22 protein-coding genes are annotated in these 26,399 nt (G+C 48.6%); 3 read left to right on the top strand and 19 right to left on the bottom strand.

Annotated elements, in window-relative coordinates; genetic code table 11:
- Positions 1 to 12 precede the first annotated feature (12 nt).
- Together ACE3MZ_RS15605 and ACE3MZ_RS15610 are read right to left on the bottom strand one after the other, a co-directional pair.
- Positions 13 to 873 (bottom strand): DegV family protein, encoded by an 861-nt coding sequence (locus ACE3MZ_RS15605; protein ID WP_411343068.1) that lies wholly within the window; start codon positions 871 to 873, stop codon positions 13 to 15.
- 46 nt (positions 874 to 919) lie between these two features.
- On the bottom strand, positions 920 to 2,698 hold the full coding sequence (locus tag ACE3MZ_RS15610) for a DAK2 domain-containing protein (RefSeq protein ID WP_411343069.1): 1,779 nt from the start codon (positions 2,696 to 2,698) through the stop codon (positions 920 to 922).
- Between the two features lie 571 nt (positions 2,699 to 3,269).
- Here ACE3MZ_RS15610 and rpmB point away from each other — a divergent pair.
- Complete coding sequence (rpmB, locus tag ACE3MZ_RS15615) at positions 3,270 to 3,458, top strand: 50S ribosomal protein L28 (RefSeq protein WP_367059797.1); 189 nt, start codon at positions 3,270 to 3,272, stop codon at positions 3,456 to 3,458.
- Between the two features lie 625 nt (positions 3,459 to 4,083).
- Here rpmB and rpe read toward each other — a convergent pair.
- From rpe to dapF, 16 genes are all read right to left on the bottom strand, one after another.
- On the bottom strand, positions 4,084 to 4,746 hold the full coding sequence (gene rpe, locus ACE3MZ_RS15620) for a ribulose-phosphate 3-epimerase (protein WP_411343070.1): 663 nt from the start codon (positions 4,744 to 4,746) through the stop codon (positions 4,084 to 4,086).
- Positions 4,747 to 4,749: 3 nt separating this feature from the next.
- The gene (gene rsgA, locus ACE3MZ_RS15625; RefSeq protein WP_411343071.1) at positions 4,750 to 5,670 is read right to left on the bottom strand and encodes a ribosome small subunit-dependent GTPase A; all 921 of its coding nucleotides are present in this window, start codon (positions 5,668 to 5,670) and stop codon (positions 4,750 to 4,752) included.
- A gap of 79 nt (positions 5,671 to 5,749) precedes the next feature.
- Complete coding sequence (gene pknB / locus ACE3MZ_RS15630; RefSeq protein WP_411343072.1) at positions 5,750 to 7,936, bottom strand: Stk1 family PASTA domain-containing Ser/Thr kinase; 2,187 nt, start codon at positions 7,934 to 7,936, stop codon at positions 5,750 to 5,752.
- On the bottom strand, positions 7,933 to 8,706 hold the full coding sequence (locus ACE3MZ_RS15635) for a Stp1/IreP family PP2C-type Ser/Thr phosphatase (protein WP_411343073.1): 774 nt from the start codon (positions 8,704 to 8,706) through the stop codon (positions 7,933 to 7,935). Before ACE3MZ_RS15635 ends, pknB begins: the two co-directional genes overlap by 4 nt.
- 6 nt (positions 8,707 to 8,712) lie before the next feature.
- Entirely contained in the window at positions 8,713 to 9,759 is a 1,047-nt protein-coding gene (gene rlmN / locus ACE3MZ_RS15640) for a 23S rRNA (adenine(2503)-C(2))-methyltransferase RlmN (protein ID WP_411343074.1), read from the bottom strand.
- A gap of 217 nt (positions 9,760 to 9,976) precedes the next feature.
- Entirely contained in the window at positions 9,977 to 11,362 is a 1,386-nt protein-coding gene (rsmB, locus tag ACE3MZ_RS15645) for a 16S rRNA (cytosine(967)-C(5))-methyltransferase RsmB (RefSeq protein ID WP_411346814.1), read from the bottom strand.
- A gap of 155 nt (positions 11,363 to 11,517) precedes the next feature.
- Positions 11,518 to 12,453 carry a methionyl-tRNA formyltransferase gene (fmt, locus tag ACE3MZ_RS15650; protein WP_411346815.1) on the bottom strand — a complete coding sequence of 312 codons (936 nt, stop codon included), beginning with the start codon at positions 12,451 to 12,453 and terminating at the stop codon, positions 11,518 to 11,520.
- A 21-nt stretch (positions 12,454 to 12,474) separates the two neighbouring features.
- Positions 12,475 to 12,954, bottom strand: coding sequence for a peptide deformylase (gene def, locus ACE3MZ_RS15655; protein WP_411343075.1), 480 nt, complete (start codon positions 12,952 to 12,954; stop codon positions 12,475 to 12,477).
- A 138-nt stretch (positions 12,955 to 13,092) separates the two neighbouring features.
- On the bottom strand, positions 13,093 to 15,648 hold the full coding sequence (priA, locus tag ACE3MZ_RS15660; protein WP_411343076.1) for a primosomal protein N': 2,556 nt from the start codon (positions 15,646 to 15,648) through the stop codon (positions 13,093 to 13,095).
- The gene (gene coaBC, locus ACE3MZ_RS15665; RefSeq protein WP_411343077.1) at positions 15,645 to 16,874 is read right to left on the bottom strand and encodes a bifunctional phosphopantothenoylcysteine decarboxylase/phosphopantothenate--cysteine ligase CoaBC; all 1,230 of its coding nucleotides are present in this window, start codon (positions 16,872 to 16,874) and stop codon (positions 15,645 to 15,647) included. The genes priA and coaBC overlap by 4 nt, the downstream gene beginning before the upstream one ends.
- 677 nt (positions 16,875 to 17,551) lie before the next feature.
- Entirely contained in the window at positions 17,552 to 17,785 is a 234-nt protein-coding gene (gene rpoZ, locus ACE3MZ_RS15670; RefSeq protein ID WP_411343078.1) for a DNA-directed RNA polymerase subunit omega, read from the bottom strand.
- Between the two features lie 45 nt (positions 17,786 to 17,830).
- Positions 17,831 to 18,403: a guanylate kinase gene (gmk, locus tag ACE3MZ_RS15675; protein ID WP_411343079.1), complete on the bottom strand. Its 573-nt coding sequence runs from the start codon at positions 18,401 to 18,403 to the stop codon at positions 17,831 to 17,833.
- Positions 18,404 to 18,465: 62 nt separating this feature from the next.
- The gene (remA, locus tag ACE3MZ_RS15680) at positions 18,466 to 18,726 is read right to left on the bottom strand and encodes an extracellular matrix/biofilm regulator RemA (protein WP_017814687.1); all 261 of its coding nucleotides are present in this window, start codon (positions 18,724 to 18,726) and stop codon (positions 18,466 to 18,468) included.
- A gap of 63 nt (positions 18,727 to 18,789) precedes the next feature.
- On the bottom strand, positions 18,790 to 19,683 hold the full coding sequence (locus ACE3MZ_RS15685) for a YicC/YloC family endoribonuclease (RefSeq protein ID WP_411346816.1): 894 nt from the start codon (positions 19,681 to 19,683) through the stop codon (positions 18,790 to 18,792).
- A gap of 32 nt (positions 19,684 to 19,715) precedes the next feature.
- Positions 19,716 to 21,608, bottom strand: coding sequence for a bifunctional homocysteine S-methyltransferase/methylenetetrahydrofolate reductase (locus ACE3MZ_RS15690; protein WP_411343080.1), 1,893 nt, complete (start codon positions 21,606 to 21,608; stop codon positions 19,716 to 19,718).
- A gap of 221 nt (positions 21,609 to 21,829) precedes the next feature.
- A complete protein-coding gene (gene dapF, locus ACE3MZ_RS15695; RefSeq protein WP_411343081.1) occupies positions 21,830 to 22,666 on the bottom strand; it encodes a diaminopimelate epimerase in 837 nt (278 codons plus the stop codon).
- Between the two features lie 757 nt (positions 22,667 to 23,423).
- On the opposite strand from dapF, the gene ACE3MZ_RS15700 reads away from it, so the two are divergent.
- The gene (locus ACE3MZ_RS15700) at positions 23,424 to 25,301 is read left to right on the top strand and encodes an NFACT family protein (protein ID WP_411343082.1); all 1,878 of its coding nucleotides are present in this window, start codon (positions 23,424 to 23,426) and stop codon (positions 25,299 to 25,301) included.
- A gap of 130 nt (positions 25,302 to 25,431) precedes the next feature.
- Here ACE3MZ_RS15700 and ACE3MZ_RS15705 read toward each other — a convergent pair whose 3' ends face one another.
- A complete protein-coding gene (locus ACE3MZ_RS15705) occupies positions 25,432 to 26,178 on the bottom strand; it encodes an NAD-dependent epimerase/dehydratase family protein (protein ID WP_411343083.1) in 747 nt (248 codons plus the stop codon).
- On the opposite strand from ACE3MZ_RS15705, the gene ACE3MZ_RS15710 reads away from it, so the two are divergent.
- The gene (locus tag ACE3MZ_RS15710; RefSeq protein ID WP_411343084.1) at positions 26,177 to 26,395 is read left to right on the top strand and encodes a hypothetical protein; all 219 of its coding nucleotides are present in this window, start codon (positions 26,177 to 26,179) and stop codon (positions 26,393 to 26,395) included. The genes ACE3MZ_RS15705 and ACE3MZ_RS15710 overlap by 2 nt on opposite strands.
- Positions 26,396 to 26,399 lie beyond the last annotated feature (4 nt).

Genomic DNA, 26,399 nt, shown 5'->3' on the forward strand with positions numbered 1-26,399 from the left:
TTCATCCCTCATTTATTGTTCATCCGGCCAAGCGAAGACGGCAATCGTACCTGCGCCTGTATGCGTACCGATAACCGGACCGATCTCTGAATAGACCAGTTCACCGATCTCATAATGTTGCTTTAACAGCTGTAACAGTGGCTCACAGGATTCGCGATTCGCCGTATGCCCCAGTGCCAGATGGATTTTGCGTGCAGTCAGCTTTTGCTTCATCATCTCAACGATTCGCAGCATTGCCTTTTTCTGCCCGCGTACTTTTTCAACCGGGTAAATCACTCCATTTTCATCAATCGACAAAATGGGTTTGACATTCAGCAGCGTACCGATCATCGCCGAAGCACGACCGATTCGCCCACCTTTGCGCAAATATTCCAGATCGTCCACGAGAAAATACAGTTCTCGTTCCGCCAGCAAACGATGAACATCTGCCTCAATCGCACGCGGCGACAACCCTTCCTGTGCAAGACGAGCTGCATGAACAACTGCCAGACCATACCCATACGAAGCGGATTTGGAGTCGATCACCGTAATACGTTCTGGCTGTTCTGTCATGGAGCGTCCAATCGTTGCTGACTGATATGTGCCGCTCAGACCGGAAGATAGATGGATCGAGACAATTTCTCGCTCCGGGTCTTCGGTCAATAGACGTTCGTATGCAGCCGCATAATCCGCCGGAGACGGCTGAGACGTCGTTGGTAATTGAGAAGCCGCCGCCAATTTGTCGTAAAACTCTGATGACGTAATATCAACACCATCCGCATAATTGTCCTGTCCAAAAAATAAGCGCAGCGGAATAATTTGAATGTTATATTGCTTGATCAGCTCTGCCGGAATATCGGCGGTGCTTTCGGTAACGATCATAGGATGTGCCATTCAGTACCCTCCTCGTGAGGCTGTACGGTGCCGTAATAACGGATGATTACGATTCTACGGAGAACAGGTAGTGATACACCGGTTGTCCGCCGTCATGAATCTCCACTTCCGCATCCGGGTAGGTGGATTCAATCCACTCTGCCAATACTGCCGTTTGCTGCTGATCTGCTTCACTGCCGGTCAGAACAGTAATGACTTCCTGTCCGTCTTCGACCATTGCTGTCAGCAGTTGTTGACAGGTGTGCAGCAGCTCCGCATCGGTAGCGACAATTTTGGAATTATGAATACCGATATAATTCCCTTGTTTGATGATCATATCATCCATATTCGTATCTCGCACAGCGAGCGTTACCTGACCGGATTTTACATGGGTCAGTGCTTCGTTCAGGTTGGCGGTATTCACATCTACCTCTTCGTCTTCTTGGAACGCAAACGCCGCGGCAATGCCCTGCGGAATACTTTTACTCGGAATAACGGTAATCTGCTTGCTCTCTTCCAGCAGATCACGCGCCTGCTGTGCTGCAAGTACGATATTCGAGTTATTCGGCAATATATAAATGTGACGCGCCGCCAGACTTTCTGCAGCTTTGACAAAGTCTTCTGTACTTGGATTCATCGTCTGACCGCCTGCCAGAATAATGTCTACACCAAGACTGCGGAAAATCTCGGATATGCCATCGCCCGACGAAACAGCAATGATACCGTAAGGCGCAACTTCCTCTGCCGGTGGTACTGCTTCGGCTTGTGTCTGGATCGGTTGCTGCGGAATATCCGCAAACAACTCCGGTGGCGGTGCAATATCCAGACCTGCCGATAGCAGATCGCGATGCTGCTCTCGCATATTCAAAATATGAATTTGTGTAATCTCGCCATATTGCAGCGCCAGATTCAGCACTTCGCCCGGTGCACGCGAATGCACATGTACTTTGATCACTTCGTCGTCTGCAATGACGATAATGGAATCGCCATTCACGCCCAGCGCTTGACGGAACTGCTCTTCGTCAAAACGCGCCTGTACTGCCTGACCAAGGGTACGATTAATGAAGAACTCCATATCATACAAAAATTCAATATCTTCCGTCTCCAGCTTGGCTTGCGCCGATACCGGTACATCGATGGCTGGTGCTGTCTTCACAGCTACCGCAGACGGCGCGCTACTGGCAGAGGTATGAGCAGTCGTATTCCCTGCTGTACTCGTTGTTGCTTGTCCATGCTGTAAATATTCGTAAAATCCTTCATAAATATATACTAAGCCCTGACCGCCGGAATCGACGACGCCGACTTGCTTGAGCACCGGTAGCATTTCCTGTGTCTGTGCCAGCGCTTCATGAGCACGCTTTAATACTTCGCCCATCAGCTCTGTCAGATCCGTGGTACGGCGGGAATAGTATACCGCGTGCTTGGCAGCTTCTTTGGCTACTGTCAGAATCGTACCTTCCACTGGTTTTACGACCGCTTTGTAGGCAGCTTCTACGCCCTGTTGCAGTGCAGCCGCGAATTGAGCAGCATTTAATTCATCGCGGGATGATGCCGAGCGGCTGAAGCCACGGAACAGCTGAGACAGAATAACGCCAGAATTACCACGCGCGCCCATTAGCAGTCCTTTTGACAATATAGTTGCCGCCTGACCGATGGATGACGTTTCATGCAATTTCAGTTCTGTTACCCCTGCGGTCATCGTCAAATTCATATTGGTTCCTGTATCGCCATCCGGCACAGGAAACACATTCAAAGAATTGACATGTTCTGCATGCTGGTGCAATTGTGCTGCACCCGCCAATACCATTGCGGTAAAATCAACCCCGTTTAAAGAACGCTTACTCAATGAAAAATCCCCTTCCTCATCTATCCGCTTCGCTAACAACCAATGGGAAGCAGAACTTTACGCTAGTCATAGTTAATTGTTTAGTTGTTATTTCTTGTTCTGCCTGACCTCATATCAATGCTAAATGATAGCCAGACACTGTTCATCAGGTGATACAAAGCATCATTTATCGTTATCATGCCATGCCACCATTGTTGATCCTGTACCTATACAGGATGTGCTGTATTATACGCCAGTAGTATGACTGACGTTTCATATGTTTAGCACCTTATCCAAGTACCAAGTACCAAACATGGGCAAAAGCGCGCCATTACAGCTATTTTTGGTAATACGAGCTCCAATGAAGGACTACTCCGGTGATTATAAAAGCAGCCGATAAAACGCTTTTACAAATAGGCGCAAACCTGCCACAGCTTCCGTCCAAAGGTCATACGGAACTATGTTACATTGTACTATAACCCTGTACAGAAATAAATAAAGTATTTAGAAGTGTTGACGTTGCTTTCTTGATTATGATAATATGTTATGAGTGTTGTTTTCATGCACTTTTTCGGAAATAGGAGGTGTAACTATGGCCCGTAAATGTTATGTAACAGGTAAAACTGCTGGTAGCGGCAACCACGTATCTCACGCTAACAACCGTAACCGTCGTACTTGGGGCGTGAACGTTCAAAAAGTTCGCATCCTCGTAAACGGTAAACCAAAACGCGTATATGTAAGTACTCGCGCTTTGAAATCCGGTAAAGTTACCCGCGTATAATGATATGATGATGAGAAAGCACTCTCCAATATGAGGGTGCTTTTTTGCTGCTTACATTTTTTGAGGTGGGTGCTTGGTGCTGGGATTAGGTACAGCGCTTCGGTAAAGGATAAGGGAACGTCCTCGGGTGGAGCCGCGGGAATCTACGAATAAGGTTGATACTTGTAGATTCCCGCCCCTCCAAAGTCGTCCTTTTCCCTTATTCCTTTACCTCCGCTCTGTGCTAATTCGGGCATGCTGTGCTCGCGAGAAAGAAATGTAGAGCAGCTTATGGTGGGATGGGAGCAGTTGGGTAGTAATAAGATTTGTGAAATGGTTGGGTTATAGGTAGTAGATACATAAGTATATGTAGAGTTTATAGAGGGATATAAGAAAAAGGCAACTGGTTTCGTTAGGAAATCAGTTGCCTTTTGAATGTAATAATGATGTATGCAGATTGTAATTTGATGAAAGAAATGTAATCTGCATATCGATTTTGTTTGTATTGGAGAGTCATTGTTATGCTTGGAATCAGTGTAGCTTTTATTTTAAAAGTTTGGCTGACTTTGTATACGCGTGATGATGACTCTATATAGGACGCGTTTATACTCATTACTTTCTTTGATGACTGCCATCAAGTTTGCAATTAGGTTAGGCTATTGCGGATGCTTTGGATGGCTGCGGCGCGGTTGGGGGCGCCGAAGACGGCGCTGCCGGCTACGAGGACGTCGGCACCTGCTTCTACGACTTGTTTAGCTGTGGAAGCGGCGATGCCACCGTCTACTTCGATGTGTAGGGCGGTATGACCGATGGCGTTTGCCCAGTCGCGAATTTCGCGGATTTTGTGTACGGTACGCGGGATAAAGGATTGTCCGCCGAAACCGGGGTTAACGGTCATGACGAGTACCATATCCACATCTTCCAGTACTTCGCGAATGGCGCTGGCTGGGGTTGCCGGATTCAGGGCTACGCCTGCTTTGGCACCGTGTTCTTTGATCAGATGAATGACGCGATGCAGATGCGTACAAGCTTCAGCATGGACAGTAATCATCTGAGCACCGGCTTTGACAAAGTCGGCGATATAACGATCCGGGTTCTCGATCATCAGATGCACATCGATGAACAGTCCGGTATGGGGAGCGATGGATTGCAGTACGGGTGCACCAAATGTAATATTTGGAACAAAATGTCCGTCCATTACGTCAACGTGTAACCAATCTGCGCCGCTACGTTCCACTTCTTTCACTTCATCCAACAATTTGCCGAAATCGGCGGACAGGATGGATGGTGCGATTTTGATATCATGCATAGTTCAGTACCTCCTTTTCTCGTCTTTCATCTCCTGGTAAAACTGCTGATAATGTTTGTACCGGCTCTGCGCGACCTCGCCATCATGGAGCGCTTCTATCACTTTGCAGCCCGGTTCATGCAGATGGGTACAGCCACGGAATTTGCAGCTATCGGCATATCGATTGAATTCGCGGAAGCAGGAACCAAGATCATCGACGCCAAGCTGGGTAAAGTTCAATTGGCTGAATCCCGGGGTATCGGCGACATAACCGCCACCCTCCAACTCGATCAGCTCCACATGGCGTGTCGTATGACGACCACGACCAAGCCGCATGCTGATCTCGCTCGTATTCAGGTCACTCCCCGGAATGACAGCATTCAACAGCGATGATTTGCCCACACCAGATTGACCAGCGAACATGCTCAGACGTCCGTTCAGCTCTGATGATATCTGCTGTGCTCCAAGCTGGCTTTCCGCACTGGTCAAAATAACATGGTAACCGATCTGTTCATATAACAGACGCGCTTGCTCCACTTCATCTCGTGTCTGCTGATCTTGCTCATCCAGCAAATCCATTTTACTAAAACAAATGAGCGGCTCCAGCCCCGCGTGCTCGATATGTACCAGAAATTTATCCAGCAAAATCAGGCTCAAATCCGGTTCTTTAACAGAAAAGAGCAGCACCGCCTGATCAATATTCGCCACAGGCGGACGAATCAATTCCGTCCGCCGTGGCAATATCTCATCCACGGTGCCTTCTCCATTTTCAGTCAATGAATAGATTACCTGATCGCCAACAAGCGGCGAGATGCCTTTTTTCTTAAAAATCCCGCGTGCTCGGCACTGAATCGTACCGGACGAAGTACCGGCATCGCCGGCTTCCTCACCCGGTTTGACATAATAATATCCGCTTAGCGCTTTGACGATTAAGCCTTCAGGCATGTAATCCGTCCTCTCGTCGACTCTCATTGACTTGTATTGAACTTGCAAAGTACAGGATGACTTGCCTTTCTACGTATACTTAATCTGTATCCGTATCGGTACTTGGGTCAGGTGGCGTTGTACTATCGGTCGTTCCATCTTGACCTGTACTTGTACCATCTGTCGTTCCCGTGCCGGTGCCATTCGCTGGATCGGTTCCATCTGTATTGCCCGGCGGCGTTGTCGCTGGTGGTGTCGTCGTAGCCGGTGGTGTGACTTCACCAGAATTGCTAGGCTCTACAACACCCTCCTGTACCGTATTCTGTTTGGCATCATTATAGCTAATCGCAAATGTATCAAGGAATTGACCATCCCGATATACTTTGACCACACCATTCTGACTTGGGTCCAGAATCATATTAACCTGTAACGACTGTCTTGAATTAATCGTTTTTGTACCCCAATTGCGATCAGCTCCACGAGCATCAGTGAAAATAATATTAATTTTGCTCGCCTGACCTGCTGTTTTCGGTGGAACGGATACACTGTACGTATAATCCAGGGCTTCCGGTGGATAACCGGTACTAATCCAGAAATCAACCTTGCTACCCTTCGTTTCTGAACTACCAGCTTGTGGGTTTTGACGAGTAACTTTGCCAGATTCCACACTGTAGCTGGATTCCTGCTGTACATTCCCTACACCAAACCCAGTGTCAGACAGCTTCGATTGTGCACTGGACTGACTGGAATTGGTCAGATCAGGTATAGTTGCTTTCGAAGTGCCTTTGCTGACGATCAACGTAACCGCCTGCATCTCTGGCTGAACTTCCTCGTTGGCACCTGGATTCTGATTCAATACAATCCCGCTATCTACGCTATCGCTATTCTGATCTTCGCGGGTGATTTGATCATCTTTGAAGCCCAATGCCAGCAATTGCTTACGTGCATCCTCAAATGTAATACCGCTCTTCAGATCCGGCATTTTGATCGGGTCTTTATCGACTGTCACACTGAGCTGCACACTGGCTCCTTTTTTGACTACACTGTTCGGCTCTGGATTCTGGGCAAATACAATACCAGGTTCTTTGCCCTCCTGATACTCGTATACAATGTCATCGGAAACCGTCAGCCCTTGATCGCTTAGAATCTGGATTGCATTTTGCTGCGTTTCATTGACTACACTCTTCACGGTAACTTCCGGCACTTCAAATGTAGTACGCACATAAAAAGCTGCTGCTGTCATGATCAGAAGAATGAGTACAACAATCGATACCCACACAGCTGGTTTTTTCCAGAAGCTTTGCTTGGTAGCGGCACTACTTTTTCGACCGCGGTCGCGTTCCATATTGCGAACCTCCTCCTTTTCCAGTGGCGGAATGGGGATAGAGTTCGGCCGAATTGCCGATACCACCTTGGTTTGTTCATCATCATCATTGCTCGCAAAATAGACTCGTGATTCCTTGCTACGCTCGGGCAGCAGGCATGTATCGAGATCTGTTAACATATCATGAGCAGAATGGTACCGCTCTGCCGGATTTTTGCGCATTGCCTTCAAAATAATATTTTCCACACTCTGCGGAATGAGCGGATTGATCAAACGCGGATCTTCAAACTCATCCTGCAAATGCTTGAGCGCCACACTGATCGGGCTTTCCCCTTGAAATGGCAATCGTCCGGTCAACATCTGGTACATTACGATACCAAGTGAATACAGATCGGATTTCTCGCCTGTTGTAACACCTTTGGCATGCTCTGGTGAAAAATAGTGTACGGAGCCGACAACGGAACCGGTCTGCGTAATCGTAGTCGAGGTGACGGCGCGTGCAATCCCAAAGTCCGTTACTTTGACCCGTCCATTACGACCAATCAAAATATTGTGTGGCTTAATATCACGGTGAATAATCTGATTATGATGGGCGTGATCCAGTGCATCACAGATCTGAGTGGCAAAACGTACCGCTTCCTCTACTGGCAGCGGTGCTCGTTCTTTGATAATCTCATTCAGATTCTGCCCATTGATATATTCCATAACGATATAATGCACATCGTCTTCCTGACCAACATCATAAATGCTGACTACATTCGGATGAGACAGCGAAGCAGCCGATTGCGCTTCACGGCGAAAACGGCGGATAAATTCTTCATCGTATACAAACTGCTGACGCAGCACCTTGATCGCTACATGACGATTAAGCAGCACATCCAGCGCTTTGTAAACGAGCGCCATACCGCCGCCGCCGATCTCTTCCATAATCTCATAGCGGCCGCCGAGAACACGTCCGATCATGGCGTCCACCCCTTATCATCAGACTCTGATACAGAGTCGGTAAATTCAAACAGGGCAACTGTAATATTGTCCTCACCGCCAGCTTCCAGCGCGAGTGCAACGAGATGACGGGCACGTTCTTCCAGTGGAATTCCCGCCAGTGCTACCGTCTCAATCTGTGCTCCGGCGACCATATTGGTCAATCCATCACTACATAACAGCAGCACTTCGCCCGTAGACAGGGCAATATCATCCAATTCCACATTCACTTCGGCATCGGTGCCAAGTGCGCGTGTTAGTACATTGCGACGTGGATGCGAAGCTGCCTCTTCTTGGCTAATTTGCCCGGTTCTGAGCAACTCATTGACCAGACTATGATCCTGCGTAATCAGACGAAGAGCATCCTCGCCTACCAGATACGCACGGCTATCGCCAATATGACCGATAATGCCCTGATTGCCACGCAGCAGAACGGCAACAACGGTCGTTCCCATATTATGATAATCACTGCTTGTTTGTGCGGTATGAAAAACAACATCATTCGCATGTAAAATCGCATCATGCAGTGCGGCACGGCATGCTTCTGCCGACATCCCCACTTCCAGGCCTTGAAGATCGGATACTACGGTTTGGACAGCTAACTGACTGGCGGTATCACCTGCACGGTGACCTCCCATTCCATCAGCTACAATGCCCAGTACATATTCTTCCTGTATACTACCAATCCATACGGAATCCTCGTTAACCTGTCTGACGCGCCCCTTATCACTCAACTGTGCTGCTTTAATCAACACCCATCACCTCGCAGTCGACTCCATATGCTTCGCACGTAATTGTCCACATGCTGCTGCAATATCATGACCTTGCTCACGACGGATCGTAACGTTCACGCCTTTGTCCGCCAGAATGCGCTGGAACTCAAAAATATCTTTACGCGGGGTGCGTACGTAATTACGTTCTGGCACATAGTTAACCGGGATCAGGTTGACGTGGCACATCATGTCTTTGAGAATATTGCCCAGTTCTTCTGCATGCTCGGCACGGTCATTCACGCCACCGATCAAGGCGTATTCAAATGTAATCCGGCGACCGGTTTTTTCCATATAGTAGCGCAGGGATTCCATTACATCGTCAAACGGGAAACGACGGTTAACCGGCATCAGCTTGGAGCGCAGTTTGTCGTTAGGCGCGTGAATGGAAATCGCCAGATTGATCTGGGTATTCTCATCCGCAAATTGGTAAATGTTCGGTACGATCCCACTCGTGGATACGGTGATATGACGTTGACCGATATTCAGACCTTTTTCATGAATCATGATGCGTAGGAATTTCATAGTTGCTTCGTAGTTCTCAAACGGTTCGCCAGAGCCCATAATAACGATGCTGCTGACACGTTCGTTCGTTTCGTCCAGAATCTTCTGTGCCTGTACAACCTGAGCAACGATCTCACCAGCAGTCAGATTACGCTTCAGACCACCCAGTGTAGACGCGCAAAATGTACAGCCGATCCGGCAACCGACCTGAGTCGTTACGCAGATGCTGTTACCGTAATTGTGACGCATAATAACGGTCTCGATTGCATGGTTATCATGCAGACCGAACAGGAATTTTACCGTACCGTCTTTGGATTGCAGCTTCGTAATTTCATCCAGCATGACAAAAGAAAACTGGTCGTTCAGCTTGGCGCGCAGGCCTTTGGAAAGATTGGTCATTTCCTCAAACGAAGATACGCGCTTCACATACAGCCAGTCAAAAATTTGCGATGCCCGGAATACAGGCTCATTATTCTCTTTCACCCATTCCTGGAGATCATCCAGGGAAAAGTCATATATAAAGGGTTTCATTGCAGTTATCACACCTATTCTTAATATCATTAAATTTGTTGAACACTATGCACGGCTTGTATATCTGTCATTTACTATCGGGTTCACATCTTTACTAGTTTAGCACAAAACAAAGAAAGCCTAAAGAGGCACTCCGCCAACATCTGCCCTTTATTGTGCAAATATTCATGCGAGTGGGGTGCCTGCTATTAGGCTATACCAAAAAAATCAGCCAATTCTATCGTACACGGCGTAATGCCGCGATATAAAATCCATCGGAATGGTAATCCTGTGGCAAAATCTGTACGCCAATCGTAGTCGGTGCAGCATGGTGCTCGGTTGCAGACTGTGTATCTGACGATGTTACTGCATCTGTATTGTGTAACAGAGCACGAAGCGGATTCGGAGCGACTTCGAAATCCTCATGTGCTTCCAGAAAACGACGCATCATATCTTCATTCTCACTACGCTCAATCGTACAGGTGCTGTACACCAGAATCCCGTCCGGCTTGAGCAGAGGCGCTACCTTTTCCAGCAATTGCTGCTGCAATTCGGTAATGGCGCCGATATCAGCAGCTGTCTTGTTCCATTTCAAATCCGGCTTGCGGCGAATAACGCCTAGACCAGAGCAAGGCGCATCCAGTAGAATACGGTCAAAAGAAGCCGTCGGATACCGATCCGACAATGTCATCGCATCGCCAACCGTTGTCTCAATCACAGAAATATGCAGGCGCTCTGCCTGATCATCGATCAGCTTGCGCTTATGCTCATGAATATCGTTGGCGATAATCCGACCGCTATTTTGCATTTTTTCCGCTAGATGCGCGGTTTTGCCTCCAGGTGCAGCACAGCAGTCCAGTACATCCATACCGGGTTGTGGCTGTACGGCTTCGGCGACTAGCATCGAACTTTCGTCCTGAATGGAAAGTTGTCCACTGCGATACCAATCGGTTAACGCCATATTGCCACTGCCACCGAGCACAATACCATCCGGCGCAATCGCCGATGGCTGAGCATAATAGCCCTGCTCATTTAAGATATCCAGCATCTTCTGCCGGGATACGAGATTCGTATTCACCCGCACACTGACCGTAGGCGGCTCATTGTTAGACATACAGATTTGTTCGGTCGTTTCCTCACCGTACTGCTTGATCCAACGCTTCACTAGCCATTCTGGATGCGAATATTGAAGCGATATCCGCTTGACCGCAGACAGCCCATCTGGAATTTGCAATTCATCGAGCTGACGTAGTACATTGCGCAGTACGCCATTGACCATGCCAGACACGCCTTGATGACCACGACGATTGGCGATATTCACCGCCTCATTGACAGCCGCATGTGCCGGAATGCGATCCAGATAATACAACTGGTAAAAGCTAAGCCGCAACAAACTGCGCACCCACGGCTGCAGCTTGTTCAGCCCTTTGGATACAAATGGGTTCAGAAAATAATCAATCGTATTAAAATGAGCAATCGTGCCATAGACAATCTCTGTTGCCAGTCCCGCATCCGCACGCTCAAGCTTCGCCTGCACCAGCTCCTGATTCAGCTGCAAATTGCTGTATGAGCCGCTTGCATCGACATCCGTCAATACGTTCAATGCTACTTCGCGAGCGGACAGCTGACGTGCTTGCGATGATTTACCACGCGACGAAGCATGAGTGCGTGATGAGCCTGATGAAGCTTGGGCAGATGACTTGGTATGAGACGAATTCGAATGAGAGTGAACCTTGTTAGAAGCTGGGTTCGGTTTCGGATTGCGTTTATTAGAATCGCTCACTGGAACACCGTTCCTACCGCAAGCGCATTACCGCGCGCAAAGTCGGCAGCGTTCAGTGCCTTTTTGCCTGCTGGTTGTACTTCGGTTAGCATCAATACGCCATCACCGGTACGCACGACGATACCGTTCTTGCCCAGTTCTACTACAGTTCCCGGTGCTGCATCTGCCGCTCCCGCAGGCAAGGAAGCATCCGGCTGTGGTTGTACCGTTTTCCATACTTTGAATACATCGCCATTCCAAAGTGTAAAGCCACCTGCGAACGGCACCAATCCGCGAATCTGATTATAAATGTCACGGCTACTGCGCGACCAGTCGATCTTCTCATCGTCGCGAGATAGATTCGGCGCATACGTTGCTTCGTCGTCATTTTGCGGTTCTGCATCTATTTTGCCTGCCAACAAGCGCGGCAGCTCGGTTGTGAGAATGTGTGCGCCAGCTTCACTCATTTTGGCGAACAACGTACCGGATGTATCGTCATCCGTAATCGGTACTTCCAAACGTGAGATCATATCGCCGGTGTCCAAGCCTTCTGCCATATACATCAGCGTAATGCCAGTTACCGTTTCCCCATTTATAATACAGCGCTGAATCGGAGCACCACCGCGATACTTGGGCAGCAGGGAGCCGTGGATATTGACGCAGCCAAGGCGTGGCAGATCCAGTACAGCTTTTGGCAAAATCTGTCCGTATGCCGCCGTAATAATCAGATCCGGTTCATACGAGGCCAGCTCAGCTACAGCCTCGGGGCTGCGCATGCGCTGCGGTTGCAGCACAGGCAAGTTATGCTCAAGAGCGGCAGTTTTTACCGAAGATGGAGTAAGCACCTTTTTCCGACCTTGCGGTTTATCCGGCTGTGTGACAACACAAACTACGTTCATCCCCTGCTCCAACAGTACCTTGAGACTGGCTACTGCGAAGTCGGGCGTTCCCATAAAAGCGATTCTGGTCAATGCTTATTCCCCTCCCTCATCCAGTCTACGGTCATAGACACGCTCTGCAATATCGGTAAATAATACGCCGTTCAGATGATCAATCTCATGTTGAAGTGCACGCGCGAGTAGCTCCGTACCAGTAATGGTTATTTCATTGCCGTCACGATCCAGTCCTTTGACTGTCACTTCCATTGCACGGCGTACTTCCCCGTTCAGCGCCGGAATGCTCAGGCAGCCCTCAGAACCCAATTGCTCACCGCTGCTGGATACGATCTCCGGGTTGATCAGCTCGATCAGTCCATTGTCGTCACCAACATCCACCACGATCACTCGTTTCAAAATGCCGACCTGTGGTGCAGCCAGTCCAACGCCGTCTGCGTCGTACATCGTTTCTGCCATATCGGTCAGCAGTTTTTGTACATTGGGTGTGATTTTGGTTACTTCTTTTGCTTTTTTGTGTAGTACTTCATCTGGTTCTTTTACAATAATACGAATTGCCATCCTGTCATCCCATCCCTTATCTATTGTTATATTCATTGTCGCGCTGAGTATATCTGCAACTCTATTCAAGCAGAATACAGGGCAGCAAAATGCTGCTGCCCTGTTATGTGTTCCGGTGAGTCCCAGCGACTGATGTTCTCACATCATCACTTGAGGGTCAACGTCGATGCTGATCAGCAAATCCTTGTCGCGCACGCTGTCCTGTAGCTGTTCCGATACATACTCAGCCAAGCGGGCAACGTCCATATCTCCACGCCATTTTATCATACATTGGAATCGGTATCTATTTTTTAGCCTTGGAATGGGCGAAGCGACTGGACCTAGCACATCCAGCGCTTCGGTGGAGAAGCGTTCCAGACTGCCGAGCCAACCGACTCGCTGCGCATGATCTTTGACCATCTGCACATAATTTTCGGCAATGCGTACTAGTAACGGCAGCTTCTCATGGGAAAAGGTAACCAGTGCCAAACGGCAGTATGGCGGATAACTAAGCACCTGACGATGCTTAAGCTCCTCTCGTACAAAGGACGAATAATCGTGACGACTCGCATGAATGACCGAGTAATGATCCGGGTTATACGTCTGCACGATGACTTCTCCCGGCAAATGATGTCGTCCGGCACGTCCGGCAACCTGTGTCAACAATTGAAACGTCTTCTCACCAGCGCGGAAATCCGGCAAATGCAGCGCCGAATCGGCAGCGATTACACCAACCAATGTCACATCTGGAAAGTCGAGTCCTTTTGCGACCATTTGCGTGCCGAGCAGCAAATCCGCCTGCTTGTCGCGGAATTGATTCAGTAGCTTTTCATGCGAACCTTTTTGCGTAGTTGTATCTACATCCATCCGCACAACACGGATACCGGGAAACAGCTTCGCCAGTTCTTCCTCGACCCGCTGCGTACCTGTACCAAAATAGCGAATATGCTCACTGCCACATTCCGGGCACACTTCTGGCGCCGGTTCGGCATGTCCACAATAATGACAACGCAAATTGTTAGAGCGCTGGTGGAAGGTCAGCGAAATATCGCAGTTTGGACATTCCGCCACATACCCGCACGTCCGGCACATGACAAAGGTAGAATGCCCGCGTCGGTTAAGCAGCAGGACGATCTGCTGCTTTTTCTCCAAGCGATCTTCAATCGCTTCATGCAGCGGACGGCTGAACATAGAACGATTGCCTTCCTTCAGTTCCTCGCGCATGTCGATGATATGCACCTGCGGCAATTCGCTCCCAAGTGCACGACCGTGAATCTCCAGCAGTGTGGGATTGAAATCGTCCTTACTCTGCGAACGCGCCGCATGATAACTTTCCAGTGACGGCGTTGCCGAGCCAAGCAGCACAACCGCCTGATGCTGATGTGCACGATGAACGGCGACATCGCGAGCATGATACTTCGGACTCTCTTCCTGCTTATACGATGTCTCGTGCTCTTCGTCCATGATAATTAGCCCCAGATTCGTAAAAGGAGCAAAGATCGCTGAACGCGCACCGATGGCGACCAGCGCCTGACCTTCACGAATTTTGCGCCATTCATCATATCGCTCACCGCTCGACAAGCGGCTGTGCAGCACAGCGACATGATCGCCGAACCGGCTTTTGAAGCGTTCGACCATTTGTGGTGTGAGCGAGATTTCCGGTACAAGCATAATCGCCTGCCGATCCTGCTCAATTACGCGCTGTATCGACTGTAAATATACTTCCGTCTTCCCGCTACCAGTAATCCCGTGTATTAGAAATTCGCCTTCGACCCGTTGATCAATCTGCTGAATAATGGCGTCATATACCATCTGCTGCTCATCTGTCAGCACAAACGGTACACTCGGTTTGAAATTGCGGTCTTTGTATGGATCACGGAACACTTCAGTATCTCGAATGACGATATAGCCTTTATCAGCGAGCGATTTCACGGTGCTTGCTGTTACACCAAGTACGGTCAAAATCTCTTTCATCTGCACCTCACCGCCGGTATCGGCAATAAAGGTCAATACTTCCTGTTGCCGCCTCGCTCGCGCTGGAAACTCGTCGATAATACGGCGAATCTCATTCTCTGGCAAATGCAGCGCGACGGTACGAACGGTTTTCTTTTGTACCTTGTCGCGAATGCTGCGCGTCTCGGATAATACACCGCGCTGTAGCAACCGTTTGATCACATCCGCATGATTCGCAAATTTGCGGCTCAGATGCTCCATACGCACTTCCTGCTGTTTGCGAATATGCGTGACGATAGCAGATTCCATGTCATCCAATTCCTCTACCGTATCGAACAATACCGGCTCATCGGCAGCAGCAGATGCCCCATTTGACTCGCGCTCGCCCCACTCTGATGGATCAGCGACAGAAATGTATCGTTCTGCTTTCCCTTTCAATGCAGCCGGAAGCATCGCCTGCAATGCCGTAATTCGGTGACAGGCATAACGCGCACTCATCCACGCAGACAATTGTACGAGATCCTCCGATAAGGGCGGCACCAGATCGAGCAGTTCTTTGACAGCCTTCAACTTGATGTCCGGCGTTTCCGATTCATCCGCCAGTTCTACGACGAATCCTTGCAGCGTGCGTGAACCAAATGGCACACCGACCCGGCTGCCAATTTCCAACCAGCCCTGCATCGATTGCGGGATCAAATAATCAAACGGTCGGTCGGTGCCACGGCTCGGTACATCGACGATCACCCTGGCAATCCGGCTCATGAGGCAGACACCCCACTTAGACGGCGCGCAGCCAGTTCCAGCAAACGCACAGCTACTTCTTCTTTGCTCATTAACGGCACATCGTCCGCCAGTCCATTGACATCATAGATTTGAACTTTATTCGTATCTGTGCCAAAGCCTGCGCCAGTCGCTGTCACATCATTCGCAACGATCAGATCACAACGTTTGCGCTGTAATTTGTCCATAGCGTACTGGGCGACATGTTCCGTTTCAGCGGCAAAGCCAATCAGAAACTGATGCTGCTTACGTTCGCCAAGACTTTGCAGTATATCGACTGTTTTTTCCAGTTCTAGTGTCAGATCGTTGTCTTTTTTCTTCATTTTGGTTGTGTGTACTGTTTTGGGACGGTAATCAGCAACAGCAGCAGTTTGCACCATGATGTCGGTATGATTCCATTCGCCAAGCACTGCTTCATACATCTCCTGTGCAGACTGTACGCGCACAACTTCCATATCCTGTGGTAGCGGGACCTGTACGGAAGCAGCGATCAAACGCACATCCGCACCCATCTGTTTAGCCATACGTGCAACAGCGATGCCCATTTTGCCAGACGAATCGTTCGTAATATACCGTACGGGATCGATGCGCTCAATCGTTCCGCCCGCTGTCACCGTGACTTTGCGACCGGATAGCAGATGGCTAAGCTGTCTCTTATGCTCCTGAGCGGCGAAAAAATCGTTAACGACCGAGATGATCGTTTCCGGTTCTTCCAGTCGTCCTTTGCCTACATACCCGCAGGCAAGCATACCTTCGCCCGGTTCTATCATCAGCACACCACGCTCGACGAGTGTGTTCATATTTTGCATAATCGCCGGGTGCTGGTACATATGCACATTCATCGCCGGTGCGACCATGATCGGCGCCGTTGTGGCAAGCAGCATAGAAGACAGCATATCGTCTGCCAGACCAAGTGTCATTTTGGAAATCGTATTCGCGGTTGCCGGTGCAATCAGCACCAGATCAGCCAGATCGGCAAGGTGAATATGGGTCACCACTTCGGGATTACGCTCATCAAAAGTATCGATATGCACCGGATTACGTGATAATGTCTGAAGCGTCAGCTCGGTAATAAATTGGGACGCCGATTTGGTCATGATCACATGCACATCCGCTCCCTGCTTAACTAGCCCACTACATAGCGATGCTGCCTTGTATGCAGCAATACCACCGGTGATACCGAGCACGATCTTTTTGCCTTTCAGCATGATGTTCCCTACTTTCGTATTGGAATGAACGCCCGTGGGCAGTATGACGTTTGCATTGTTATTGCTTTAGATGAAGCGTAGTGGAAGGCATTATATGATCACATGCCTCTATATATTCTCATCAAGTCGTCGCTTGGGATGAATAGGTTGGTGTTGCTGTAGAACAAAGTTTATCTGCACAAACGATATGCATAGAAGGAGTGGAAATCAAGCTTTTCCATCCCTTTATTATACCTTTTATTATGCAAAAAGGGTACATGTATTCGTACTTCCATGCAGCGTCTTATATCCATACACATCTCATACATGCTCAGAGTCCTTGCTCATGGTTCCTCTATATTATGACACAGATATTGTAAGGATACAGGCATCCAATATGATGTTGGATGAAGTATTTACGCTGCAATCACAATACAAAGTGTTATCATGCACAGAGCTGTACATACACGTTAAGTATTGTAATACTACCTATAAAATGATCATATATAATACAAGCCCGTTTCTATATACTCCGATCCACTTCCACGGAATGTACTAGAAAACGGGCTGTTTCTGCCTACTGTGTAACTTTATCTGCAATTTCTCCTATTGCGGACACAAATGCGGACACAAAAAATAACAACCTTGCGGTTGTTATCATTGCCCGGCGCCATCCCATGCAGGATAGCTGGAAACTATTAATGGTTTTCGCGATCGCTTTGTTCCAGTTCCTCTTCGGTTCTGCGCTCGATCTTGATGTTGTCGTTGTAGATTTCTTCCAATGCTACACCAACGAATTTGTGAGCTTTCGGATGATGCAGTTCACTTTTGCTACCATCACGCAGTTGTCTTGCACGACGGGATGCTGCAACAACGAGCGAATACTTACTGTCTACTTTGTTCATCATTTCATCAATGGATGGATATAACATGGCTTTCGCACCTCATATTCTTCCGGAGCTTGATGCTTCCGGGGGTTATTTGCGGATCTTGCAGTGTTCGGCGATAATAATGCTCTCAATGCGCTGGCAAGCCAGATGAATCTCATCATTGACGACGGAATAATCATAATGCTTCATCATTTCCAGTTCGTCCGCAGCTGCGGTCAAGCGACTGTTGATCGTATCTACTGTTTCCGTACCGCGTCCCTGTAGACGACTTTGCAGTTCCTCAAACGAAGGCGGCGTTAGGAAAATAAACACTCCCTCCGGGAACTTTTCCATCACTTTCAGTGCGCCCTGCACTTCAATTTCCAGAAAAATGTCGTTGCCGGCTTCCAGCGTACGCTCTACAAAATCGCGCGGTGTTCCATAATGATTACCAACATACTGCGCATGTTCCAGCAGCATGTCATTTTCGATCATCGTTTGAAACTCTGCATGCGTTTTGAAAAAGTAATTTACGCCATCCACTTCGCCCGTACGCGGCTGACGCGTGGTCGCCGATACCGAGTAAATCAGCTCCGGTTGGCGTGTGCGCAGTTCCGCACTAACTGTTCCTTTGCCGACACCGGATGGTCCGGACAATACAAATAATAATCCTTTAGACATGATACACTCCAATGTAGATTGCCGACTCTATCCCCTGGGAAGCGCTGGCAGTCTGTATTTGTTTATTCGTCGTTATCGTCATCCTTGAGGGACAAACGATGTGCTACAGTTTCCGGCTGTACAGCCGACAAAATCACATGATCGCTGTCCGTAATGATCACGGCGCGTGTACGTCTGCCGTACGTCGCGTCGATCAACATATGGCGATCGCGTGCTTCCTGAATGATCCGTTTAATTGGTGCGGATTCGGGGCTTACAATAGAAATGATCCGGTTGGCGGATACAATATTCCCAAAGCCAATGTTGATAAGTTTGATTGCCATTTTCAGGTTTTTCCCCCTATACATGTGACTCAATCGCGCCGAAATTGACGTCGCTTATTGGTCTTATTCCAAATTGGCGGCTTGTTCACGGATTTTTTCCAGCTCCGCTTTCATCTCGACGACATGGTTAACTAGAGCCAGATGATTGGCTTTGGAACCAATCGTATTGACTTCCCGGTTCATCTCCTGAAGTAGGAAATCGAGCTTGCGTCCGATCGAATCATTCTGCTCCATCAATTGCCGGAACTGTTCAAAATGACTCATCAGACGCGTCAATTCCTCGTCAATATTGGAACGATCGGCGAATACCGCCACTTCCATTCCAACTCTGGATTCGTCCCAGTGGAAACTGCCGTCCTGCAATTCGGTTAGCCGCTGTCGCAACCGGGTGCGGTGTTCCTCCACCACGGTTGGTGCCAGACGGCGCATCTCCGCATACAGCTGCTCCAGATGCCGGAGACGATTTTGCAGGTCAAGGACCAGGTGCCGACCTTCGCTTGCCCGCATATGCAGCAGACCATTCAGCGCCTCGTCCAATCCCTGCTGCAACAAAGCTTGCAGCTGCTCCGGATCTTCCTCATTGCTATGCTCGCTTTCCATCGCCTTCATAACACCCGGCAGCGATAGCAATTGACTGACTTCCAGCGTTCCTTCGACGCCATAATGCTGCTTCAACTCGGTAGCCGCTGCCAAATAAGCGCGTGCCGCCGAGTGATCCAGCTGAAGCGTCGACTTCTGTCCATCCGCCTGTTCTCTGTTTACAAACACGTCAATCCGCCCGCGCTTGACACGACTCTGTACAAGCTTGCGCAGTCCATCCTCCGTTGACGCCCACTCGCGCGGCAAACGTAGCATCACTTCGCAATAGCGGTGATTGACAGATTTTACTTCAATTTGGATTTTGTAGCCGCCATATTGCACGGCGGACTGACCGTATCCGGTCATACTGAATGACATCGGCATCACATCCGTTATCCTATTGTAATTGATTATTTGCCTTGAAACAAGGGGTTCGGACGCTGCTTTGCTTTTGCCCATACATATTCCGTCAGCGCGGCACTCATGCCGTACAGCATGAACGGAGTCATAATATAGATTCCATTAAAATGCTCCAGTGCGACGTCAATCAGCTCCTGTGCAATCAACACACCAGTTTGCCGTCCTTCTTCACCTTCCAGCCCGGACATGCGTCCACGAATGTGATCTGGTAACTGAATCCCCGGCACCTCATTGTGCAAATATTCTGCATTGCGCCCACTCGCCAGCGGCATAATACCAATGAATACCGGCACATCCAGATGACGAGTCGCCGCACGAATATCAGCGATAAGCTGCGGATCATAAACAGGCTGTGTCATCACATAGTCAGCTCCGGCAGCGATTTTCTTTTCCAGCCGATGGACGGCTTTGTCCAGATGCTTCACATTCGGATTGAGCGCTGCACCGACGACGAAGCGTGCGCGATGCTTGAGCGTTTTACCCGAAAAGGCAACTCCCTCGTTCAATTGCTTAATCATTTTTATCATATCAAAAGAAGTCATATCGTACACGGAACTAGCTCCCGGCAGATCGCCAAATTTGGACGGGTCGCCGGTTACGGCAAGCACATGGTCGATTCCTAGTGCGTTTAAGCCCATCATATGCGACTGACTGCCGATCATATTACGGTCGCGGCACGTAATATGCACGAGCGCACGTAGTCCAACTTCGCGCTGCACGAGATGTGCCAGCGCCATATTGCTCATACGCGTCACTGCCAGCGAATTATCCGCCATGGTAACGGCATCGGCACCTGCTTTTTTCAATAATTCAGCACCTACCATAAAGTTGGCAATATCCAGATCGCGCGGCGGGTCCAGCTCAACGATAACGGTCGGACGCTCCTGCACGAGATCGACAAGAGTCGGCGGCGCATCTTCCCCATGGGAATCCCAACCGTGTAAAATATCTTTTTCCATCGTAATACTTACCTGCGGGGAAGGCACCTTGACCGATGAAAAATCAAGCGCTGGCGAACTATAATCTTCCAATGCGCGCGCCATTGCCGCAATATGCTTCGGCGTCGTACCGCAGCATCCACCCACGACTCGTGCTCCAAGCTCTGCAAGCCGCACTGCACTCTGACCAAAATATGACGGCTTCGCCTTATATCGATATTCGCCATCTATATAACTCGCTACCCCTGCATCAGGATACACAGATAATGGCAATGCTACCTTGCCACGCACGTATTCTAGCGCCTTCATGACACCGTTCGGTCCGATACGGCAATTCAGTCCCACCATGTCTGCGCCCGCTTCCGCCAGAATCGCAAACGCATCCGGTAGAGGATATCCATCCTGCGTACGTACAGAATCTTCCACGGTCAGCTGGCAAATGACTGGAATATCGGTCAATTTCCGCACCTGACGAAGTGCCAATGCCAGTTCTTCCAGCTCGAAGAACGTTTCCAGCAAAATACCATCCACGCCTTCTGCCAGAATCGCATTCAATTGCTGGCGAAAATATTTGCGTAGCTCCGGCAGCGGCGTATTGGAGCGCTTGCCTTCACGAATCGCCCCCACCGAACCGACCACATACGCTTGTTCACCAGCAGCCTGACGCGCAATGCGCACGCCTGCACGATTAATCTCCTCCACCTTATGCTCCAGCCCAAACTTCGCCAGACGCTCATAATTGGCGGAAAATGTATTCGTTTCGATCATTTGCGCACCGGCGTTCACATACTGCCGATGAATATCTTCAATCATCTGCGGATTCAGCAGATTCAGTTCCTCATATGAAATACCGACCGGAAAGCCCAGCTGGTATAAATACGTTCCCATCGCGCCATCGCCTACGATAACACCTTCTGTCCATCTTGTCCGTAAATCCGGCTTCATGTGCTACACCTCGCTGTCATCATTTACGCTTAATGTAACATACAAATTAGCAGATTCTGGCTGATATAGCTAAAAGGTATAGCGAGGCATAACGATGTATGGCAAGGCGGCAGTCCATCACTGTACATAGGCAACCTTGCATGTTTGGCATATACCGACTCGCAGTATATCAACGAGTCCGTGGTATCGACTGGCATACAATCATTCCATTCACATTCTATTCAATCCAGCGTCTGCCCACTGTAGACTGCTTCTGCCGGTCCCGTCATATAAATCCGATTGGATGCTTCATCCCATTCGATATATAGATCGCCGCCTTTGAGCGATACCGTTGCATTGCGATCTGCATGTCCGTTCAACACGGAAGCAACAAGTGTTGCACAAGCGCCAGTACCACAGGCGAGCGTAGGTCCGGCTCCGCGCTCCCATACGCGCATATCCAGATGGTTGCGATTTTGCACCGTTGTAAATTCCACATTTACTTTGCGTGGAAACAACGGATGCGTCTCCAGCAAAGGTCCCCATGTATGCAGATCAAAGTTCGCCGCATCCTCTACATAAATCACACAGTGCGGATTGCCCATCGACACCGCAGTGAAGCGAAATTGCTGTCCGTTCACCTCAATTGGCTCGTCCAGCACAGGATTCCCTGCGACCGCTACTGGAATCCGCTCCCCTTCCAAAATCGGCTCACCCATATCGACACGTACCGTACGAGCTGTGCCATTTTCCGCCTGTACGCTCACTGTCTGCACACCCGCACCAATCGTTTCGATCTGAATGTCCGTGCTACCAACAATCTGGCGATCATACACATATTTGGCAACACAGCGCACCGCATTACCACACTGCTCCGCTTCCGATCCATCCGAATTGATAATGCGCATCATCACATCTGCACGCGCCGATGGCAAAATAAACACCAATCCATCCGCACCGATGCCAAAATACCGATTACAATGCCGAATCGCCAGCTCCGCCGCATTGGCAGGCAGGGAAGGTTCACCATGTACGACGATAAAATCATTTCCCAACCCATTCATTTTCGTAAATTCCATTTCGGCTCTCTCCCTTGCTCTGTTGTCTGCTGTTCCTTTGTTACCTACTGGGTAAGCATAGCATGATCTTCATTGTAGGTTAAGGGGGATTCTGCTGTGATTTGTTGGAGGGGGACAACGCTGCGGCAAAGGATTTGGGCACGGACTCCGGTGGAGGCACGAGAATCTACGGATTAGGAGTCAATTGTAGATTCTCGCACCTCCAAGGTCGTCCTTTGCCCAAATTCCTTTACCTCCGCTCCGTGCTTATGCAAAAATGCAGAAATCCCTCTTGATGGAGGGATTAGCGGTAAAGTACAGAAAGAATTTCTAAGGAATTTCAAATGTATTAGAAATCAGATATGATATAAGGATAGTTTTAGGTGATATAATAGATAAGTTGAACAATCGAAACGAGCAAGCTACTATCAGCTCTCATTTACATCTCTTCACCCTACTTCATACACTACTAAAACGAAATGCTTCGCACAGATTGAGATGTTTGCAAGCATCGCGGAACGGAGGAAAGGAAATAAGGGATGAGGATGACTTACAGTGTTTGTGAACTTCAAACACGGGGTTCAATGGAAAGTGATTTTTGCGACAGCAAAATATCTTACCTCTTTGGAGTGCGGGAATCTTCATTTTCTTCCATTCCAAAAGATTCCCGCGGCTCCACTGGAGGACGTTCCCTTATTCCTTTCCGAAGTGCATGATGCTAAGGCACAACTCTCCATCACTGTGGAACATTTCAGACATTTCAAGGAGACTATAGATTATGGCATTGGATGGTATTGTAACCCGTGCGATCGTGCAGGAGCTGCAAGTGCTCGTAGGATCGCGTATTAATAAAATTCATCAACCGACTGAGAACGACATCGTATTTCAAATTCGTGCACAACGGGATAATCGCAAATTGGTGTTAAGCGCGAATCCGACGTATCCGCGTGTGCAATTTACCGAGCAATCGTTTATGAATCCACAGGAAGCACCGATGTTTTGTATGCTGCTACGCAAGCATTGCGAGAGCGGCATTATCGAAGGTATTGAGCAAGTAGGCATGGAGCGGATCATTCATTTCCATATTCGGCAACGTGATGAACTAGGCGATGTATCGCTCAAAAAGATCGTCATCGAACTGATGGGACGCCATAGTAACCTCATTCTGGTCGATCCGGCTACTGGTAATATTCTCGACGGTATTCACCATGTGACACCAGCAATTAGTAGTTACCGGATCGTTATGCCGGGCCTCAGCTATCAGGAGCCGCCACAACAGCACAAGCTGAATCCGCTAGAGGTAGAGCAGCAGCAATTCGCTCAAGCTTATCGCGAAAGCACTGATCCGTCGTCTCGTTTTATCGTCAATGCATTTACCGGCATGAGTCCGCTTATTGCGGATGAGATCGTTCAACGCGCACTGAACAATGGTGCTCAACTGGAAACACCTCAAATTACGTACACTGAACCAGCCAATAGCGCAACAGATACAGACAACACAGTCAATGCTCATACAAGCGATAGTCATGATTCAACACCACCAGCAGAACCTTCCACAACGGTCGTGTTGAATGCTGTGCGTTTGGAACAAGAAGCTCTGTGGTCTGCTTTTGCAGCATTGATGGATACGGTGCGAACAGGAGAGTTTGGTCCGTCCAGCGGGCTGAATTCGCGTGGGAAAATTATTTTCTCAGCGGTTCCGTTGACACAGGTAGTGGACGAAGCCAAGTCGTACGATTCTATCAGCGCTTGCATGGAAGCTTATTACGGCGACAAAGCCGAGCGCGATACAGTCAAACAGAAGACGAGCGATCTACTGCGCTTTTTACAAAATGAACGCAGCAAAAACATCAAAAAGCTCGATAATCTGCATAAGGATCAACTGGAAGCAGGCGATGCAGAGAAATATCGTATTCAGGGCGAATTGCTATTCGCTTCGCTACATCAGATCAGTAAGGGCGACAAGCAGATTGAGCTGGTCAACTTTTACGATGAAGAACAGCGTCCTATTACGATTGCACTTGATCCGCAGCTGAATCCTTCGGACAATGCTCAGCGCTATTTTAAACGGTATAACAAATACAAAAACAGCCTTGCGGTGATCGAGGAACAGCTGATCAAAACACATGCAGAAATTGCCTATCTCGACTCGCTGCTACAACAACTGCAAAGTGCTGCTTTGCAAGATATCGACGAGATTCGCGAAGAACTGGCGGAACAGGGATACGTTCGCAATCGCAACAAAAAGGCGAAAAAGAAGAAAAAAGACAATCGCCCAACGCTGCATATTTACACATCCAGCGAAGGCATCGAAATGTATGTCGGCAAAAATAATCTGCAAAACGAATACATCACCAACAAAATGGCGAGCAACAACGACACATGGCTGCATACGAAGGATATTCCGGGTTCGCACGTCGTCATTCGCAGCAGTGAATACGGCGATGCTACACTAGCGGAAGCGGCACAGCTGGCTGCTTATTTTAGCCAAGCCAAAGAATCCAGTAGCGTACCGGTCGATTACACTCAGATTCGCTATGTGCATAAGCCAAATGGTGCCAAACCGGGCTTTGTCATTTACGATCATCAAACGACACTGTTTATTACTCCAGAAGCTGATGTGATCAAGAAGCTTACGAATACAATCAAAGCCTGATCGTTCTAAATTCAACTCTATACCATCGCAGCCAATTCTTTTCATATTACAAAAAAGCGTTCTTGATCGTCTATTGCAGACTTCAAGAACGCTTTTTCATATACTTCATTAGAAAAGAAACAAACTCCCGTTATGAATCCTCTTTAAAAATATGCTGCAAAGCAAACGCATCGTCCTGTGGTCGATAATCCAACGCTTGAATAGCATCTTCGATACTCAATCGTTTGAACCGATTGTTCGAGATCGCATTCACGAGCAAAAATGGTTCTTTTAACGGAGTGGTCAATGCTTTTTCGACCAGCTGGCATATATCTGCCGGACTAATATAAGCACTCATATCGCGCGCTGTCATAGGCTTGCCATGTTGAAATTCATCAAACGCGCCGATTCGCAGCCCTACACTTTCCATCCCACATTCATATGCATAATAGCTGGCAAGCGATTCAACAAAAGCTTTGCTCACTCCGTACATATTTTTGGGACGAATCTGCATAGTTGTCGTTGTCTGCACATCCACAGGGTACGCTTCCATCACCTGAGCACTGCTGGCAAACACAATCCGAGATACTCCATTTTGCTGACAAGCAGCAAACAGATTATAGCTACTTTTCATATTGTCGTTGAGCAAAGAATCATAAAATTCCGCATCTGGTGACGGATTGCCTGCAAGATGAACGACCAAGTCCACACCCGCAGTCAGTTCCAGACAAGCATCGGGATCAGCCAGATTGACAACATGCTGCGTAGTTCGCTGCTTGATGTCATCCGCCAAATAGTCAAAATGCAAATCAGCGAGAATCAGCTCATGCTTATCTATAAGATGCTGTGTCACAATCGTACCGATTTTGCCAGAAGAACCTGTAATCAGAACACGCATGCAAGATCGCTCCTTTTACCATCAGCTGGTATTGTACAGACTACGCAGTTCCAAATCCAAATCCAAATCCAAATCCAAATCCAAATCCAAATCCAAATCCAAATCCAAATCCAAATCCAAATCCAAATCCAAATCCAAATCCAAATCCAAATCCAAATCCAAATCCAAATCCAAATCCAAATCCAGTTTAATTATATCCGGTATGCTACTACAGTAGTTCA

It is taken from the genome of Paenibacillus sp. WLX1005 (genome assembly GCF_046603685.1).
Taxonomy (GTDB): domain Bacteria; phylum Bacillota; class Bacilli; order Paenibacillales; family Paenibacillaceae; genus Saccharibacillus.

Excerpts from the sequence above, each read along its gene's own strand:
- remA (WP_017814687.1), bottom strand. The coding sequence starts at position 18,726 with ATGGCAATCAAACTTATCAACATTGGCTTTGGGAATATTGTATCCGCC.
- rpmB (WP_367059797.1), top strand. The coding sequence starts at position 3,270 with ATGGCCCGTAAATGTTATGTAACAGGTAAAACTGCTGGTAGCGGCAAC.
- rpe (WP_411343070.1), bottom strand. The coding sequence starts at position 4,746 with ATGCATGATATCAAAATCGCACCATCCATCCTGTCCGCCGATTTCGGC.
- ACE3MZ_RS15605 (WP_411343068.1), bottom strand. The coding sequence starts at position 873 with ATGGCACATCCTATGATCGTTACCGAAAGCACCGCCGATATTCCGGCA.
- fmt (WP_411346815.1), bottom strand. The coding sequence starts at position 12,453 with ATGGGAACGCCCGACTTCGCAGTAGCCAGTCTCAAGGTACTGTTGGAG.
- dapF (WP_411343081.1), bottom strand. The coding sequence starts at position 22,666 with ATGGAATTTACGAAAATGAATGGGTTGGGAAATGATTTTATCGTCGTA.
- ACE3MZ_RS15710 (WP_411343084.1), top strand. The coding sequence starts at position 26,177 with ATGCAAGATCGCTCCTTTTACCATCAGCTGGTATTGTACAGACTACGC.
- rpoZ (WP_411343078.1), bottom strand. The coding sequence starts at position 17,785 with ATGTTATATCCATCCATTGATGAAATGATGAACAAAGTAGACAGTAAG.
- ACE3MZ_RS15705 (WP_411343083.1), bottom strand. The coding sequence starts at position 26,178 with ATGCGTGTTCTGATTACAGGTTCTTCTGGCAAAATCGGTACGATTGTG.
- ACE3MZ_RS15685 (WP_411346816.1), bottom strand. The coding sequence starts at position 19,683 with ATGTCATTCAGTATGACCGGATACGGTCAGTCCGCCGTGCAATATGGC.
- priA (WP_411343076.1), bottom strand. The coding sequence starts at position 15,648 with ATGAGCCGGATTGCCAGGGTGATCGTCGATGTACCGAGCCGTGGCACC.
- rsgA (WP_411343071.1), bottom strand. The coding sequence starts at position 5,670 with ATGCCTGAAGGCTTAATCGTCAAAGCGCTAAGCGGATATTATTATGTC.
- coaBC (WP_411343077.1), bottom strand. The coding sequence starts at position 16,874 with ATGCTGAAAGGCAAAAAGATCGTGCTCGGTATCACCGGTGGTATTGCT.
- ACE3MZ_RS15690 (WP_411343080.1), bottom strand. The coding sequence starts at position 21,608 with ATGAAGCCGGATTTACGGACAAGATGGACAGAAGGTGTTATCGTAGGC.
- ACE3MZ_RS15700 (WP_411343082.1), top strand. The coding sequence starts at position 23,424 with ATGGCATTGGATGGTATTGTAACCCGTGCGATCGTGCAGGAGCTGCAA.
- def (WP_411343075.1), bottom strand. The coding sequence starts at position 12,954 with ATGGCAATTCGTATTATTGTAAAAGAACCAGATGAAGTACTACACAAA.
- pknB (WP_411343072.1), bottom strand. The coding sequence starts at position 7,936 with ATGATCGGACGTGTTCTCGGCGGCCGCTATGAGATTATGGAAGAGATC.
- gmk (WP_411343079.1), bottom strand. The coding sequence starts at position 18,403 with ATGTCTAAAGGATTATTATTTGTATTGTCCGGACCATCCGGTGTCGGC.
- rlmN (WP_411343074.1), bottom strand. The coding sequence starts at position 9,759 with ATGAAACCCTTTATATATGACTTTTCCCTGGATGATCTCCAGGAATGG.